The 14471-nt window shown below is 62.8% G+C and carries 11 protein-coding genes; 10 read left to right on the top strand and 1 reads right to left on the bottom strand.

Going from position 1 to position 14471, the window contains the following annotated elements; all coding sequences use genetic code 11:
• Nucleotides 1–7 precede the first annotated feature (7 nt).
• The 5 genes from manD (at nucleotide 8) to AC1PLU_RS22040 (ending at nucleotide 8536) form a co-directional block, all read left to right on the top strand.
• Nucleotides 8–1267, top strand: a complete 1260-nt coding sequence (manD, locus tag AC1PLU_RS22020) for a D-mannonate dehydratase ManD (protein WP_481095529.1) — start codon at nucleotides 8–10, stop codon at nucleotides 1265–1267.
• Nucleotides 1267–2961 carry a glycoside hydrolase family 43 protein gene (locus AC1PLU_RS22025; protein ID WP_481107232.1) on the top strand — a complete coding sequence of 565 codons (1695 nt, stop codon included), beginning with the start codon at nucleotides 1267–1269 and terminating at the stop codon, nucleotides 2959–2961. Before manD ends, AC1PLU_RS22025 begins: the two co-directional genes overlap by 1 nt.
• A gap of 71 nt (nucleotides 2962–3032) precedes the next feature.
• Nucleotides 3033–5651 carry a glycoside hydrolase family 3 protein gene (locus tag AC1PLU_RS22030; RefSeq protein ID WP_481108571.1) on the top strand — a complete coding sequence of 873 codons (2619 nt, stop codon included), beginning with the start codon at nucleotides 3033–3035 and terminating at the stop codon, nucleotides 5649–5651.
• Between the two features lie 109 nt (nucleotides 5652–5760).
• Nucleotides 5761–7224, top strand: coding sequence for a mannitol dehydrogenase family protein (locus AC1PLU_RS22035; protein ID WP_481107233.1), 1464 nt, complete (start codon nucleotides 5761–5763; stop codon nucleotides 7222–7224).
• A gap of 214 nt (nucleotides 7225–7438) precedes the next feature.
• The gene (locus AC1PLU_RS22040; RefSeq protein ID WP_481107234.1) at nucleotides 7439–8536 is read left to right on the top strand and encodes a type I restriction endonuclease; all 1098 of its coding nucleotides are present in this window, start codon (nucleotides 7439–7441) and stop codon (nucleotides 8534–8536) included.
• Between the two features lie 92 nt (nucleotides 8537–8628).
• Here the strand turns inward: AC1PLU_RS22040 and AC1PLU_RS22045 are convergent, their stop codons facing one another.
• Nucleotides 8629–9015, bottom strand: coding sequence for a bleomycin resistance protein (locus tag AC1PLU_RS22045; protein ID WP_481107235.1), 387 nt, complete (start codon nucleotides 9013–9015; stop codon nucleotides 8629–8631).
• Between the two features lie 563 nt (nucleotides 9016–9578).
• On the opposite strand from AC1PLU_RS22045, the gene AC1PLU_RS22050 reads away from it, so the two are divergent.
• The 5 genes from AC1PLU_RS22050 to AC1PLU_RS22070 all read left to right on the top strand — a co-directional run bounded on the left by AC1PLU_RS22050 (nucleotide 9579) and on the right by AC1PLU_RS22070 (nucleotide 14371).
• Nucleotides 9579–9779, top strand: a complete 201-nt coding sequence (locus AC1PLU_RS22050) for a SymE family type I addiction module toxin (protein ID WP_481107236.1) — start codon at nucleotides 9579–9581, stop codon at nucleotides 9777–9779.
• A gap of 221 nt (nucleotides 9780–10000) precedes the next feature.
• Nucleotides 10001–10159 carry a DUF2256 domain-containing protein gene (locus AC1PLU_RS22055; protein ID WP_481107237.1) on the top strand — a complete coding sequence of 53 codons (159 nt, stop codon included), beginning with the start codon at nucleotides 10001–10003 and terminating at the stop codon, nucleotides 10157–10159.
• A gap of 234 nt (nucleotides 10160–10393) precedes the next feature.
• The gene (locus tag AC1PLU_RS22060; RefSeq protein WP_481107238.1) at nucleotides 10394–11398 is read left to right on the top strand and encodes a 2-hydroxyacid dehydrogenase; all 1005 of its coding nucleotides are present in this window, start codon (nucleotides 10394–10396) and stop codon (nucleotides 11396–11398) included.
• A 38-nt stretch (nucleotides 11399–11436) separates the two neighbouring features.
• On the top strand, nucleotides 11437–13059 hold the full coding sequence (locus AC1PLU_RS22065; protein WP_481107239.1) for an L-lactate permease: 1623 nt from the start codon (nucleotides 11437–11439) through the stop codon (nucleotides 13057–13059).
• Nucleotides 13060–13333: 274 nt separating this feature from the next.
• Nucleotides 13334–14371 (top strand): Kelch repeat-containing protein, encoded by a 1038-nt coding sequence (locus AC1PLU_RS22070; protein ID WP_481107240.1) that lies wholly within the window; start codon nucleotides 13334–13336, stop codon nucleotides 14369–14371.
• The last annotated feature ends 100 nt before the right edge of the window (nucleotides 14372–14471 follow it).

Genomic DNA, 14471 nt, shown 5'->3' on the forward strand with positions numbered 1-14471 from the left:
GACCCCGATGTCACAGACTCCCGACTCCCCTGCTCCGCTGCAAGGCTCGGCCCGCGATCGCGAGATCGTCGAGGCGCGCGTCATCGTCACCTGCCCCGGGCGCAACTTCGTCACCTTGAAGATCCGCACGCGCTCGGGCATCACCGGGCTGGGCGATGCCACGCTCAATGGCCGCGAACTGGCGGTGGCGGCGTACCTGCAGGAACACCTGGTGCCGAACCTGATCGGCCGCGATGCGGGCCGTATCGAAGACATCTGGCAGTTCTTCTACCGCGGCGCGTACTGGCGCCGCGGCCCGGTGACGATGAGCGCGATCGCGGCGGTGGATGTGGCGCTGTGGGACATCCTGGGCAAGATGGCTGGCATGCCGTTGTATCAGTTGCTCGGCGGGCGCTCGCGCGAAGGTGCGCTGGTGTACGGCCATGCCAATGGCCGCGATATCGCCGAAACCAGCGAGGAAGTCGGCCGTTTTCGCGAGCTCGGCTTTATCGCCATTCGCGCGCAATGCGGCGTGCCCGGCATCAAGAAGACCTACGGCATTTCCAGCGGCGGCAAACCGTACGAGCCGGCCGAAAGCGAGCTGCCGACCGAAACGGTGTGGTCCACGCCGCGCTATCTCGGCGTGGTGCCGAAGCTGTTCGAGCAGCTGCGCAGCGATCATGGCGATGAGATCGAGTTGCTACACGACGCACATCACCGGCTCACCCCGATCGAAGCCGCCCGTCTGGGCCGCGACCTGGAGCCGTACCGATTGTTCTGGCTGGAAGACGCCACGCCTGCCGAGAACCAGCGTGCATTCGAAGTGATTCGCCAGCACACAGTCACACCGCTGGCGGTGGGCGAGGTGTTCAATTCGCTCTGGGATTGCAAGCACCTGATCGAGCAGCAGTTGATCGACTACATCCGCACCACCATTGTCCACGCCGGCGGCATCACCCATGTGCGGCGGCTGGCCGATTTCGCCGCGCTGCATCAGGTGCGTACCGGCTTCCACGGCGCCACCGATCTGTCGCCGGTGTGCATGGGCGCGGCATTGCACTTCGACACCTGGGTGCCCAACTTCGGCATCCAGGAATACATGTTCCATTCCGACGAGGCCAATGCGGTGTTTCCGCACGACTATGTGTTCCGCGACGGGCGCCTGCATTGCGGCGAAACCCCGGGCCACGGCGTGGACATCGACGAAACCCTGGCGGCGAAATATCCCTACGTGCCCAAGCAGTTGCCGGTTGCGCGCCTGGAAGACGGTGCGATGTGGGACTGGTGATGCGCCTGCTGCCAGCCGTGCTTGCGACACTGCTGATTGCCCTGGCCGCGCCTGCAAATGTGCAGGCGCAAGCGCAGGCCGATGTCGCCTTCGATTGGTTCGACTATCGCGGCGACGACACTGTGTTCGCCACACCGTTGCCGGCCGGCCATTACCGCAACCCGGTGCTGGCCGGGTTCTACCCGGACCCCAGCGTGACGCGCGTGGGCGAGCGCTACTACCTGGTCAATTCCACCTTTGCGTATTTCCCTGCGATCCCGGTGTTCGAGAGCGCCGATCTTATGCACTGGACGCAGATCGGCAATGTGGTCGAGCGCCGTGAGCAGTTGAATTACGATGGCCTGGGCGTCTCGCGCGGCATGTTCGCTGCCAGCATTCGCCATCACGACGGGCGCTTTTATGTGGTGGGCACCTCGGTCGATAGTGGCGGCAACTTCATCGCCAGTGCCAGCAATCCCGCAGGGCCATGGTCGCCACTGACGTGGTTGCCGGGCATCGATGGTATCGACCCGTCGTTGTTCTTCGACAGCGATGGCAGCGCCTATCTGCTCAACAATGGCCCGCCGGAAGGCACGCCGTTGTACGAAGGCCATCGCGCGATCTGGATGCAGCGTTTCGACCTCGCCACCAATCAACCGACCGGCCCGCGCAAGGTGCTGCTCAACGGCGGCGTGGATCTGGCCAGCAAACCGATCTGGATCGAAGGCCCGCATCTGTATCAACGCGACGGTTGGTATTACCTCTCGTGTGCCGAAGGCGGCACCGGGCCGCAGCATTCGCAGGTGGTGCTGCGCAGTCGCAACGTGTGGGGGCCGTATACAGCCTCGCCGCACAATCCGATCCTGACCCAACGCGACCTGCCGGCCGAGCGCGCGCACCCGATCAGCAACGCCGGCCATGTGGATCTGGTGGACACGCCGGACGGGCAATGGTGGGCGGTGTTTCTGGCCAGCCGCCCGTATGCGGGCGAGCGCTACAACACCGGGCGCGAGACCTTCTTGCTGCCGGTGCAATGGCACGATGGCTGGCCGTCGATTCTGCCGGCCGGCGAGCCGATTCCGTATCACGCACAGAGCCCGCGCGGCGGGAAGACACCCGCCGATCAAGCACCGTTGTCGGGCAACTTCACTTGGCGCGATGACTTTGCCAGCACCTCGCTACAGCGCGAATGGCTCTATTTGCGTGTGCCCAAACAGGATGTGGCCGACCTACGCGCACGCGCCGGTTGGTTGACGCTGCATGCCAACGCACACGGCCTGGACAGCACCGCCACACCGGCCTTCCTCGCGCGGCGCCAGCAACACACGCGCTTCACTGCAAGCACTGCGTTGGCGGTGCCTACGCAGGCCGGCATCAGTGCCGGGCTTACCGCCTTCCAGAATTCCAATGCGTGGTATGCACTCGGCGTGCGACGCATTGGCGATGTGCTGGAAGTATTTGTGGACAAGCGCGATGGCGCGACAACCACCACGCTCGCACGCACCCGCATACCTGCAACCACACAGTTGCGCCTGCAGATCAGCGGCGACGGCGGCGCCTACAGCTTCGCCTTCGATGCCAATGGGCGCGGCTGGCAATCGCTGCGCCGCAACGACGATGCGGGCATGCTCAGCACCGCACAGGCCGGCGGCTTCGTCGGCAGCATGATCGGGCCTTTTGCCCAGCTGGAACCGGACCGCACCAAGGAGGACTGACCATGCATTCGCACACCGCTCACCTCGCCATCGCCCCACGTCGCGCACTTGCACGCAGCTTACTGCTGGCGATGGCCCTTGCCGCCACCAGCACGCAGGCCGCAACACCACCGCCGTATCTGGACACGCAACGTCCCTTCGACGCGCGCGCTGCCGATCTGGTGGCACGCATGACGTTGGAAGAAAAGGCCGCGCAGATGCAGAACGCCGCGCCCGCCATCCCGCGCCTGCAGGTGCCCGAATACGATTGGTGGAACGAAGCGCTGCACGGCGTGGCACGCGCAGGCGGAGCCACTGTATTTCCGCAGGCGATTGGCCTGGCGGCCACCTTCGACACGCCGTTGATGGCCGAGGTGGCCACCGCCATCGGCGACGAAGCGCGCGCCAAGCACCACGCATTTCTGGCGCGCGGCGAGCACAAGCGCTATCAGGGACTCACCTTCTGGTCGCCCAACATCAATATCTTTCGCGACCCGCGCTGGGGCCGCGGGCAGGAAACCTATGGCGAAGATCCGTTCCTCACCGCGCGCCTGGGCGTGACCTTCGTGCAAGGTCTGCAGGCGCAGCAAGGGCCGTATCGCAAGCTCGATGCCACCGCCAAACACTTCGCCGTGCACAGCGGGCCGGAGGCCGACCGCCATCACTTCGATGTGCATCCCAGCGAACGCGATCTGCACGAAACCTATCTGCCTGCATTTCAAGCCCTGGTGCAGGAAGGCAAGGTCGCCGCGGTGATGGGCGCCTACAACCGCGTCAACGGCGAATCCGCCTCGGCCAGCACGCGGCTGGAAGGCATCCTGCGCAAAGACTGGGGTTTCGACGGCTACATCGTCAGCGACTGCGCCGCCATCCGCGATATCTGGCAGAACCACAAGATCGTGCCCACGCCCGAAGCCGCCGCCGCGCTCGGCGTCAAACATGGCACCGATCTGGATTGCGGCGATACCTACGCCGCGTTGCCGGCCGCAGTGCGTGCCGGTTTGATCGACGAGGCCACCATCGACATCGCGCTCAAGCGCCTGATGACCACACGCATGCGGCTGGGCATGTTCGACCCGCCGGCCAAGGTGCCGTGGGCGCAGATTCCCGCATCAGCCAATCAATCGCCGCAGCACGATGCACTGGCACGCCGCACCGCGCGCGAATCGCTGGTGCTACTAAAAAACGATGGCGTGTTGCCGCTCAAACCCACACTCAAGCGCATCGCCGTGATCGGCCCCACCGCCGACGACCCGATGTCGTTGCTGGGCAACTACTACGGCACGCCGGCCGCGCCGGTCACCATCCTGCAAGGCATCCGCGACGCCGCACCGCAGGCGCAGGTGATCTACGCGCGCGGTAGCGATCTGGTGGAAGGGCGCGAAGACCCCAACGCCGCCGCACCGATCGACACGCGCTATCTGCGCCCGGCCGCTGGCGCCACCCAGAACGGGTTAACCGGCGAATACTTCAAAGGCCGCGCATTGGCCGGCACGCCGGTACTGACCCGCATCGACCCGCGCATCGCCTTCCGTTGGGATCGCAACGCACCCACCGACGATGCGGTGGGCCGTGGCGAACTGCATGCCGACCGCGCGCTCGACAAGGACGACTTCAGCGTGCGCTGGCATGGCCAGCTGCTGCCACCGGTCTCGGGCAACTACGAGTTGCAAGTGGCCGCCGACGATGGCGTGCGCCTGTATCTGGACGGCAAGCTGCTCATCGATCAATGGAGCGAGGCTCCGCGCATGCGCGGCGGCAACGCCAGCGTGGCGCTGGAGGGCGGCAAGGCCTATGACCTGCGCGTGGAGTATTACGAAGCCACCCGCGATGCCGGCGTGCGGCTGGCCTGGCGCATGCCCGGCGCCAAGCCACCGCTGCAAGAAGCGGTAGACGCAGCACGTAACGCCGAGGTGGTGGTGTTCGTCGGCGGCCTCACCGGCGATGTCGAAGGCGAGGAGATGGACGTCAACTATCCCGGCTTTGCCGGCGGCGACCGCACCGACACCCGCCTGCCCAAACCGCAGCGCGAGTTGCTGCAGGCACTGCAGGCCACTGGCACGCCGGTGGTTGCGGTGCTGACCACCGGCTCGGCGCTGGCGATCGACTGGCCGCAGCAGCACGTGCCCGCCATCCTGCTGGCCTGGTACCCCGGCCAACGCGGCGGCAGCGCGGTGGGCGATGTGCTGTTCGGACAAGCGAGCCCCGGCGGCCGCCTGCCGATCACCTTCTACAAGGAAGCCGAGCGCCTGCCCGCCTTCGACGACTACGCCATGCGCGGCCGCACCTATCGCTATTTCCAGGGTAAACCGCTGTACCCGTTCGGCCACGGCCTGTCGTACACGCAATTTGCGTATTCGGATCTACGCCTCGATCGCAGCACGGTCGCCGCCGATGGCACGCTTACCGCAACGGTCACCTTGAAAAACACCGGCCAACGCGCAGGCGATGAAGTGGTGCAGCTGTATCTGCATCCGCTGAAGCCACAACGCGAACGTGCCCTCAAGGAACTGCACGGATTCCAACGCATCACCCTGCAACCGGGCGAACAACGGCAGCTGCGCTTCACCATCAAAGCGCAAGACGCCCTGCGCATCTACGACGAGCAACGCAAAGCCTACGCCGTGGACCCAGGCGCCTACGAAGTGCAAATCGGCGCCTCAAGCGCTGACATCCGCAGCAAACAACGCTTCACCGTCACCGACGAGTAATCGCGCCCCAAGAAGCCGCCGCGAAAAGCCCCTCTCCCGTCGGGAGAGGGGTTGGGGTGAGGGTACGGCCACCACACGAACGTGCAGCGCCCACTATTCCAAACAAATCATGCCAATCCCACAACTCTCCCTAGCCACCCTTCCGCACCTACCCAAAACAATCCTAAAACCCAACTACGACCCAGCAACAACCACCATCGGCATCGTCCATCTAGGCGCAGGCGCCTTCCACCGCGCCCACCAGGCCGTCTACATCGACGACCTACTCGCGCATGACCCCACCTGGGCCATCAGCGCCGTCTCGCTACACAGCCCAACGGTGCGCGACGCCCTACGCCCGCAAGACGGCCTCTACACCCTCGCCCTGCTCGACGAACACCCGCAACTGCGCATCATCGCCGCCATCCGCGAAGTGCTGTGCGCCGCGGACGAACAAGTTGCGGTGCTCGCACGTATCGCCGACCCCGCCGTGCGCCTGGTCACTCTCACCATCACCGAGAAGGGCTATTGCCTCGCAGGCGACACCCTCGACCTCACCCACCCCGACATCGCGCACGACATCGCACATCCATCCACACCGCGCAGCGCCATCGGCTATCTCGTCGCCGGCTTGCAACGACGCAAACAACACAACACCGCGCCTTTCACCGTCCTCAGCTGCGACAACCTGCCCGACAACGGCAGCCTGCTACGCCGCGCGGTGTTGCTGCTCGCACAGCAGAACGATCCCGCGCTTGCGGATTGGATCGACCGGCACGTCAGCTTCCCGCGCTCGATGGTCGACAGCATCACCCCCGCCACCGACGACGCACTGCGCGCGCAGGTGCACGCGCAAACCGGCCTGCACGACGCCTGGCCGATTCAACGCGAGCGTTACACGCAGTGGGTGATCGAAGACCGCTTCTGCAATGGCCGCCCCGCCTTCGAACGCGCAGGCGTGATTCTCAGCGACGACATCGCCGGCTACGCACGCGCCAAACTGCGCCTGCTCAACGGCCCGCACTCCGCGCTCGCCTATCTCGGCAGCCTGCTGGAGTTGGAGACCGTCGCAGACGCCATGCATCACCCGCAACTGGCCGCCTTTGTCGAAACCCTGATGCGCGAGGACATCGCCCCCACCCTGCATCCGATGCAAGGCTTCGACCCGCAGAACTACTGCGGCGCCATCCTGGCCCGCTTCCGCAACCCCGCCATCCGCCACCTGCTCGCCCAGATCGCCTGGGACGGCTCGCAGAAGATCCCAGTACGCTTGCTCACCACTATCGGCGACGCATTGGATGCCGGACGACGGATCGACCGGCTATGTCTGCCGGTCGCAGCGTGGTTGCACTTCGTGCGCAGGCAGGCACGTAATGGCGTGACCTTGATCGACCCGTTGAGTGAGTCGCTGAGCAAGATCGGGCGCGACGCAACCGGCGATGCCATCCACGACGTGGCAGCGTTTCTCACTCTCGATGCCGTATTTGATCCGCTCTCTGGCGATGCGCGCTTCGTAGAAACACTGCATGCCGCTTACAACGCCTTGAACACAGGCGGCCCAGCGGATGTGCAACGAGCGCTATTGATCACGTAGCCAAGCAGCGCGTCATTCGCCCTTTCCTGGATGCCACTGTGGCTCTGAACAATTGAACACAGCGGCTCTTCCAAACGCGGTTCCGATCACGACGTTTAGGCGTTAATTCGATTAAACGAGCTGATCCACAGCGAAAAGAAAAATCTCTGGAACAGCATCCTCAGTCCGTTTGCTGTGGTAAAAATTGCCTCAACAGGGGAAGGGAGCAAATCGGATGGATTTCATCGATCAACTGCGTGTGCTTGCAACGCGCATTAGTACGACACGTGCATTGATTCAGACGGAAGAAGCCACCAAGAATGCGATGGTGATGCCGCTGATCCAGATTCTGGGATACAACGTCTTCGACCCGCTTGAGGTTACGCCAGAAATCGTGGCGGATGTGGGGACCAAGAAAGGCGAGAAGGTCGACTACGCAATACTTTGCGATGGCAAGCCCATCATCCTTTTCGAATGCAAAAAGGCGGGCGCCGAGCTAAGCATCAACCATGCTGGGCAGCTGTTTCGCTACTTCCATGTCACTGCGGCGCGCTTTGGTGTTCTTACCAACGGCTTGGTCTACCGGTTTTTCACTGACCTGGAACAGCCGAACAAGATGGACGAAAAGCCGTTCTTCGAGTTCAACGTATTGGACTTCAAGGATCGCGACGTCGAAGAGCTTAAAAAGTTCGCCAAGTCTGCATTCGATTTGGACACGATCCTGACGACTGCCAATGAGCTGAAATACACGCGCGCTATTCAGACACGGCTGACAGAGTGGATGCATCAACCTACTGAAGAATTCGTCAAACTGGTTTCTGCGGATCTGGTCGGGAACCGACGCTTTACGCCTGCGATCCGCGATCAGTTCACGTCGATCACGCGCCGGGCCTTCGACCAACTGATCAGCGAGCGGATCAATGAACGGCTCAAAGGTGCTATGGCACCTGAAGCAATCTCAATCAGCGATCACGCTCCGGCAGTTGTTGCAGAGCAACCCGCCGTGGCGACGCCGCCCTTGCTAGCAGACCCTCTGATCGTCACTACTCCGGAAGAAATTGAAGGCTTCCACATCATTCGGGCCATCGTGCGCGAAGTGATTCCTGGCAAGCGTGTTTTCATGCGGGATGCTCAAAGCTATTGCGCCGTACTACTTGACGATAACAACAGAAAGCCGATCTGCAGACTGCGCTTCAACAACCTTCAGAAGCTTCGACTGGGCATTTTCAATCAGGACAAGGAGCAGCTCGATCTCGGCTCGATCGACGACATCTATAGCTTTGCAGACAGGATCAAGGCCACTGTCACCTCCTACCTGCCTCAGGAAGCGTGATCATGGAAGGGTGGAGCCCGGTTGAGGAGTTTAGGCAACCAACTCCACCCCTCCTTACAAAAATTAATTAGGCTAATCGGTGGACGTAAGGCTCAGCCTCCAATCACCTGCCCGATCCGAAGCAGATTGCCGTTCTCATCGACAATCGCGAACTCCCGCATCCCCCAAGGCTTGTCCCCGACAGGATCCAGCCGTGGAATGCCGTGTGCCGCAAGTCCAGCGCCACGCATGGCGGCATAGACCGCATCGACATCGCCAACCCGGATGTAACACCCCGCATAGCAGGCAGCAGGGTCAAGGTCCGGGTGCGCGAAGAAGTGCAGTTCGACGTCACCGCGCGTCAGGATTGCGTATCCCGCATCGTGCGGATGCGCGTCGCCGACAAAGCCAAGCCGTCGATAGAAGGCGACCGTGCGTTCGATCGAGCGGCCTGGGAGCAGTGGAATCGTACGGTCTGGTGCTGCGGCAGTGGAAGTCATCGCTTTCTCGTATTGGGATAACGAAGTCGTCTTTGGGTGTAACGATACGCCACATCAAAGGGATCGGTTGAGAGCCGTGTCGTCATGTATTGACTCGATCCATTGGCGAGTAGCAAGATCCCGTTGCTGCGGCACATTCCGCAGCCGGGTTTAGCAGCCCGCAATCACAAGGCGCACCAGCGCCCATTGCACGATGTCGGCGCTTTTCTTTTGCTCGATTAATCGTATGGGCAAGCGTGCTCGCTTTACGGCGGGCGGTGCGCGGAGACCGCAAGGTCTGCCGGTTCCTTGTGACCGGTCTGCTAACCGCGCATCGTCCGCCACCCTCGTTTAGCAGCGAGGTAACGGACTTCCTATCGCACAAGGAGTTCGATATGACCCCTCCCAAAGCAACAGCCCATGCAAGCTCTGCATCGCCCGCCAATCGCGCCTCCGTTGTACGCAAGACGGCAAAGCAGAGTCCGGTCTTTACCAGTACTACTGATGAGACATCGGTCGATCCATCGCTTGCGCCCACGCCGCCCTTACGCAAACCGTACTTCCGTATCCCGGAGCAGGTCACCATGAGCCGCCAGCATTACAACGTGCGGCGTGCCGAAGATGTGGTTGGCTGCGCGGTGCCCAAGCTGCGGCTTTCCGGGCGTTGGTTGGAGCAATGCGGCTTTGCCGTTGGCGATGCGGTGCGGGTGACGGTGGGACGCGGCGTGTTGTTGATCAGCCGCGTGGCGCCCGCTATTCCTGCGGCAAGACCACGCAGAAGGTGACACGCTTTGAGCGCGCGCGCATCCGGCGCTTTGCGCCCCTGCTCCCGTGCAAGGGAGAGGGGGAACTGCCTGGTCCGGCGCGAATGGCAGAAAGGTTCCTGCGTTATGTTTGAGCGGCTTGAGACCTACGCAGCTAAGAAGACAGCTACGCCACGTCGCTCAACATGACATGCTTGGCTCATCCTTGCTCCCATCCATGTTCCGTCAGGTCTGAAACCCGCATGGCCATGCGCAAGAAACACGAGCTGCCGGAAAAACCCTGCATGCAATGCGGGCGGCCGTTTCGTTGGCGCAAAAAGTGGGAGCGCGTGTGGGACGAGGTGAAGTACTGTTCCGAGCGTTGCCGTGGCGAGAGCAAGCGGACGCGTCCGGCTCCATGACCAGAGTGGCATGTTGATCGCCGATCAACAGCACACGCGACCCCACGACCAAGCCAGTTCGCAGATGTGTATTCGCCTAGTGTTGGAACTCGATATGCAGAGGCGAAGCTCAGTGCCAGGCTGACTTCATGCGGTCGCTTGAGCTAACCGTGTTTGCACTGGTTGGCGAAACACGGTGCAAGACGCGTGGCGGCTGGTGAGCTACCGTGTTCTCGCACCCATGGAGTTCTCTGCATGAAAATGGCTGTTTTCAGCACGCGCCCTTACGACAGGCGATTTCTCGAAGAAGCGAAACTGCGCTTGAAAGAGGAATCCACAGCCGAGTTCGTTTACTTCGAAGCATCGCTCGATCTGCAGACCGCAACGCTGGCGCAGGGCTGCGAAGCAGTCTGCGTGTTCGTCAACGATCAACTGGATGCACCCGTGCTGCAGGCGCTGCACGCGATGGGCGTGCGCGCGGTACTGCTGCGCTGCGCCGGCTTCAACAACATCGACCTGGCCGCCGCCAAGGCGCTGGATTTGTTCGTCGCACGCGTGCCGGCCTACTCGCCCGAAGCAGTGGCCGAGCACACCCTGGCACTGGTCATGACGCTCAACCGCCAGACGCACCGTGCCTACAACCGTGTGCGCGAGGGCAACTTCATGCTCAATGGCCTGCTCGGACGCACCTTGCACGGCAAGACGGTGGGCCTGGTCGGGCTGGGCAAGATCGGGCTGGCAACTGCGCGTATTTTTCAGGGGATGGGCTGCGATGTGCTGGGCTACGATCCCTATCCCACGCCTGGCTTCGAGACGCTCGGGCAGCGGGTCGAACTGGAGACGCTGTTCGCACGCGCGGATATCGTCTCGCTGCACTGCCCGCTGACGCCAGCAACGCAACACCTGATCGATGACGCAGCGCTGACCGCGATGAAGCCCGGCGCGATGCTGGTAAACACCTCACGCGGTGGGCTGGTGGATACCGATGCGGTGATCCGCGCGCTCAAATCCCGCCAGCTCGGTCATCTGGCCATCGATGTCTACGAGCAGGAAAGCGCCTTGTTCTTTCAGGACCGCTCCGGCGAGATCATCGACGACGATGTGTTTCAACGTTTGATGACCTTCCCCAATGTGCTGGTGACCGGACATCAGGGATTTTTCACTGCCGAAGCGTTGCAGGAGATCTCCGACATCACCCTGCGCAACCTCGCTGATTTCGCTGCGGGCACTGCGTGCGCGAACCTTGTTCCGGCACCTTAGCGTCACCTTTTCCGCTCACCACCCGCGCAGGCCCGACCATGTGGCAACAACTCTACGACCCGCTCGGTAACGCCAACCTCTCGGCCTTGCTGGCTGCCTTGCCTGTGGTGTTCTTTCTGTTGGCGCTGACGGTACTGCGGCTCAAGGGGCTGACCGCCGCCTCCCTGGCGGTGCTGGTCTCGGTGGCAGTGTCGTCGCTGGTGTTCGGCATGCCGATGGCCAGCATCGTGGGCGCCGCGCTGCTGGGCATCGCCAACGGCATCTTCCCGATCGGCTTCATCGTGCTGATGGCGGTATGGCTGTACAAGCTGGCGATCCGCAGTGGCAAGTTCGAGGTGATCCGCGGCAGCATCGCCACGGTGTCCGAAGATCAACGCATCCAGGTGTTGCTCATCGCATTCTGCTTCGGCGGATTTCTGGAAGGGGCTGCAGGTTTTGGCGTGCCGATCGCCATCTGCGCGGCACTGCTGGTGGAGCTGGGCTTCCGTCCGCTCAAGGCAGCGATGTTGTGCTTGCTGGCTAACGGCGCAGCGGGAGCCTACGGTGCGATCGGCATCCCGGTACTGGTCGGCGCGCAGCAGGGCGGCGTGCGCCTGGACGAGATGTCGCTTATGCTGATGGCGCTGGTGCAGGTCTGCGCAGTGTTCGTGCCTGCGGGGCTGGTGGCGATGCTCGATGGCTGGCGTGGCGTGCGCGAGACCTGGCCGGTGCTGCTGTTTGTCGGCGTGGTGTTCAGTGGCGTGCAGACGCTGACCTTGTACTTCCTCGGGCCGGAACTGGTGGACATCCTCGGCCCGCTGGCCGGCATGGGCGGGCTGGCGCTCTTAATGCGGTTCTGGCGGCCCAAGCGCATCTATCGTGAAGCGCAGGCACCGCCCTGCTCCACGCAACGCTGGACGCTCAAACAGGTGCTGCTGGCATGGTCGCCGTTCTACATCCTCACCGGCGCGATCCTGGTGTGGAGTTTGCCGGCCTTCAAGGCGTTGTTTGCCGCAGGCGGTGCGCTTGCCGCCACCGTGTTGCATCTGCCCATCGGCCTGCTCGATCAACGCGTGCAGGAAGTGCCGCCATTGGTCGCCAGCGTGCGTACACTGCCTGCGGTGTGGAATGTGGGTTGGCTCAACGCCTCCGGCACGGCGATTCTGATCGCGGCAGTGCTCACAGTGCTGCTGTCGCCGCGCTTGAACCTGCGCTCGGCAACGGGCGAGTTGGCCCAATCGGCGAAAGAGATGTGGAAGCCGTTGGCCACCGTGTCGCTGGTGATGGCGGTGGCTTACGTCACCAATTATTCCGGTGCGTCCTCGTCCATCGGTCTGGCCCTGGCACAGGCGGGAGGTGTGTTTCCGCTGCTGTCGCCGGTCATCGGCTGGATGGGGGTGTTCATCACCGGCTCGGTGGTCAACAGCAATACCTTGTTTGCGCATCTGCAGGCAGTGACGGCAGCGCAGATCGGCGTGCCTGCTGCTTTGCTGGTGGCGGCCAACACCGCAGGCGGCGTGATGGCGAAACTGGTCTCACCGCAATCGATCGCCATTGCAGCGGCTGCGGTCAAGTTGGTGGGGCAGGAGTCGGCGATCATGCGCACCACCTTGGCCGCAAGTCTTGGGCTGCTTGCGTATGTGTGCCTGTGCACGTGGCTGTTGTCGATGGTGTTGCAGTGAAAGCAGTCGCTGCGTGCTGGCTGCATTGATTTTTTCGAATGCCCCGGCACGCTCCTTTTCAGCGCGACGCGTGGGTTGCTTCAAGCGCACGCCATGCTCTGCCTGCCGTCGCCGTCGCCGTCGCCGTCGCCGAGCGATCAAGCATGCGTATTTGTTGAGTCCGCCATGGCATGCGCCCAGCATTTTTGTTTGAGAAGTCCTGCGCGGCCTCGCAGGCTGCCTCATCGCGATACCGATACACTCACTGCACTTCGCACTTAGAGAGCGATCTTCCATGACACCGTCAGCGAATGCATTCCGTGTGGCTGTTCTGTTGCTTGCATGCGCATGCGTGCCTGCGTTTGCCCAGACTGCGGTGCATGCGCCTGGAGTGCCGGCGACGCAAGCTGCTGCGCAGTGGAAGAGTGTTTCTGGCGAAGGCAAGCCGCATGCGCGTCACGAGAACAGCCTGGTCGCCATCGGTAACCGTCTTTACCTGATCGGTGGGCGCGACAATCGGCCCTTGGACATCTTCGATACCAAAACGCACCGCTGGTCCAAAGGCAGCCCGCCACCGCTGGCAGTGAGCCACGCGCAGGCAGTGGTGTCGTCCGGAAAACTCTATTTCGTCGGCGGCCTGACTGGCGACTATCCGGAAGAAGCCGCGCTGACCCACCTGTTGATCTACGACCCTGTCACCGATCGCTGGCAGGTGGGTGCGGAGATCCCGCAGCATCGTCGCCGCGGCGCCGCCGGAACAGTGGAACACGATGGCGTGCTGTACCTGGTCGGCGGCAATACGCGCGGCCACATGAGCGGCTATGTGCCATGGCTGGATGCGTTCGATACGAAAACGCAGCAATGGACGCAACTGGCCGATGCACCACGTGCGCGCGACCATTTCCACGCGGTGGTGATCGATGGCAAGGTGTATGCGGCCGGTGGACGACGCTCGGCGCATGAAAGTGGCAACACCCTGGCGCAGACAATGGGCGAGGTCGATATCTACGACATCGAACGCCGCACCTGGGCAGTCGCCCCGGCTGCGTTGCCGACCCCACGCGCGGGCACCGCAGCCATCGCACGCGATGGTCAGCTACTGGTGATGGGCGGCGAGAGTACGCGCCAGGTCAAAGCACACGACGAAGTCGAGGCCTACGACCCGGCCACCGCTACCTGGAAGACGATGGCTGCGTTGCCGCAAGGCCGCCATGGCACACAGGCCGCAGAGGTAGGCGGCGAGCTATACATCGTTGCGGGTAGCGGTAATCGCGGTGGTGGGCCGGAGTTGGATGATGTGTTGGTGTTGAGCGACGCGGGAGCCATGCGGTAAGCGACGCGGGCTACATCCGACTCGAATCGCAATATTGGCTTGAAGAAAACGCGACTTAGCATGTACGGCGATGGGTAACGCCCCATCGCGGCCAGGGCCG

Source organism: Xanthomonas sp. NCPPB 2933, assembly GCF_056725225.1.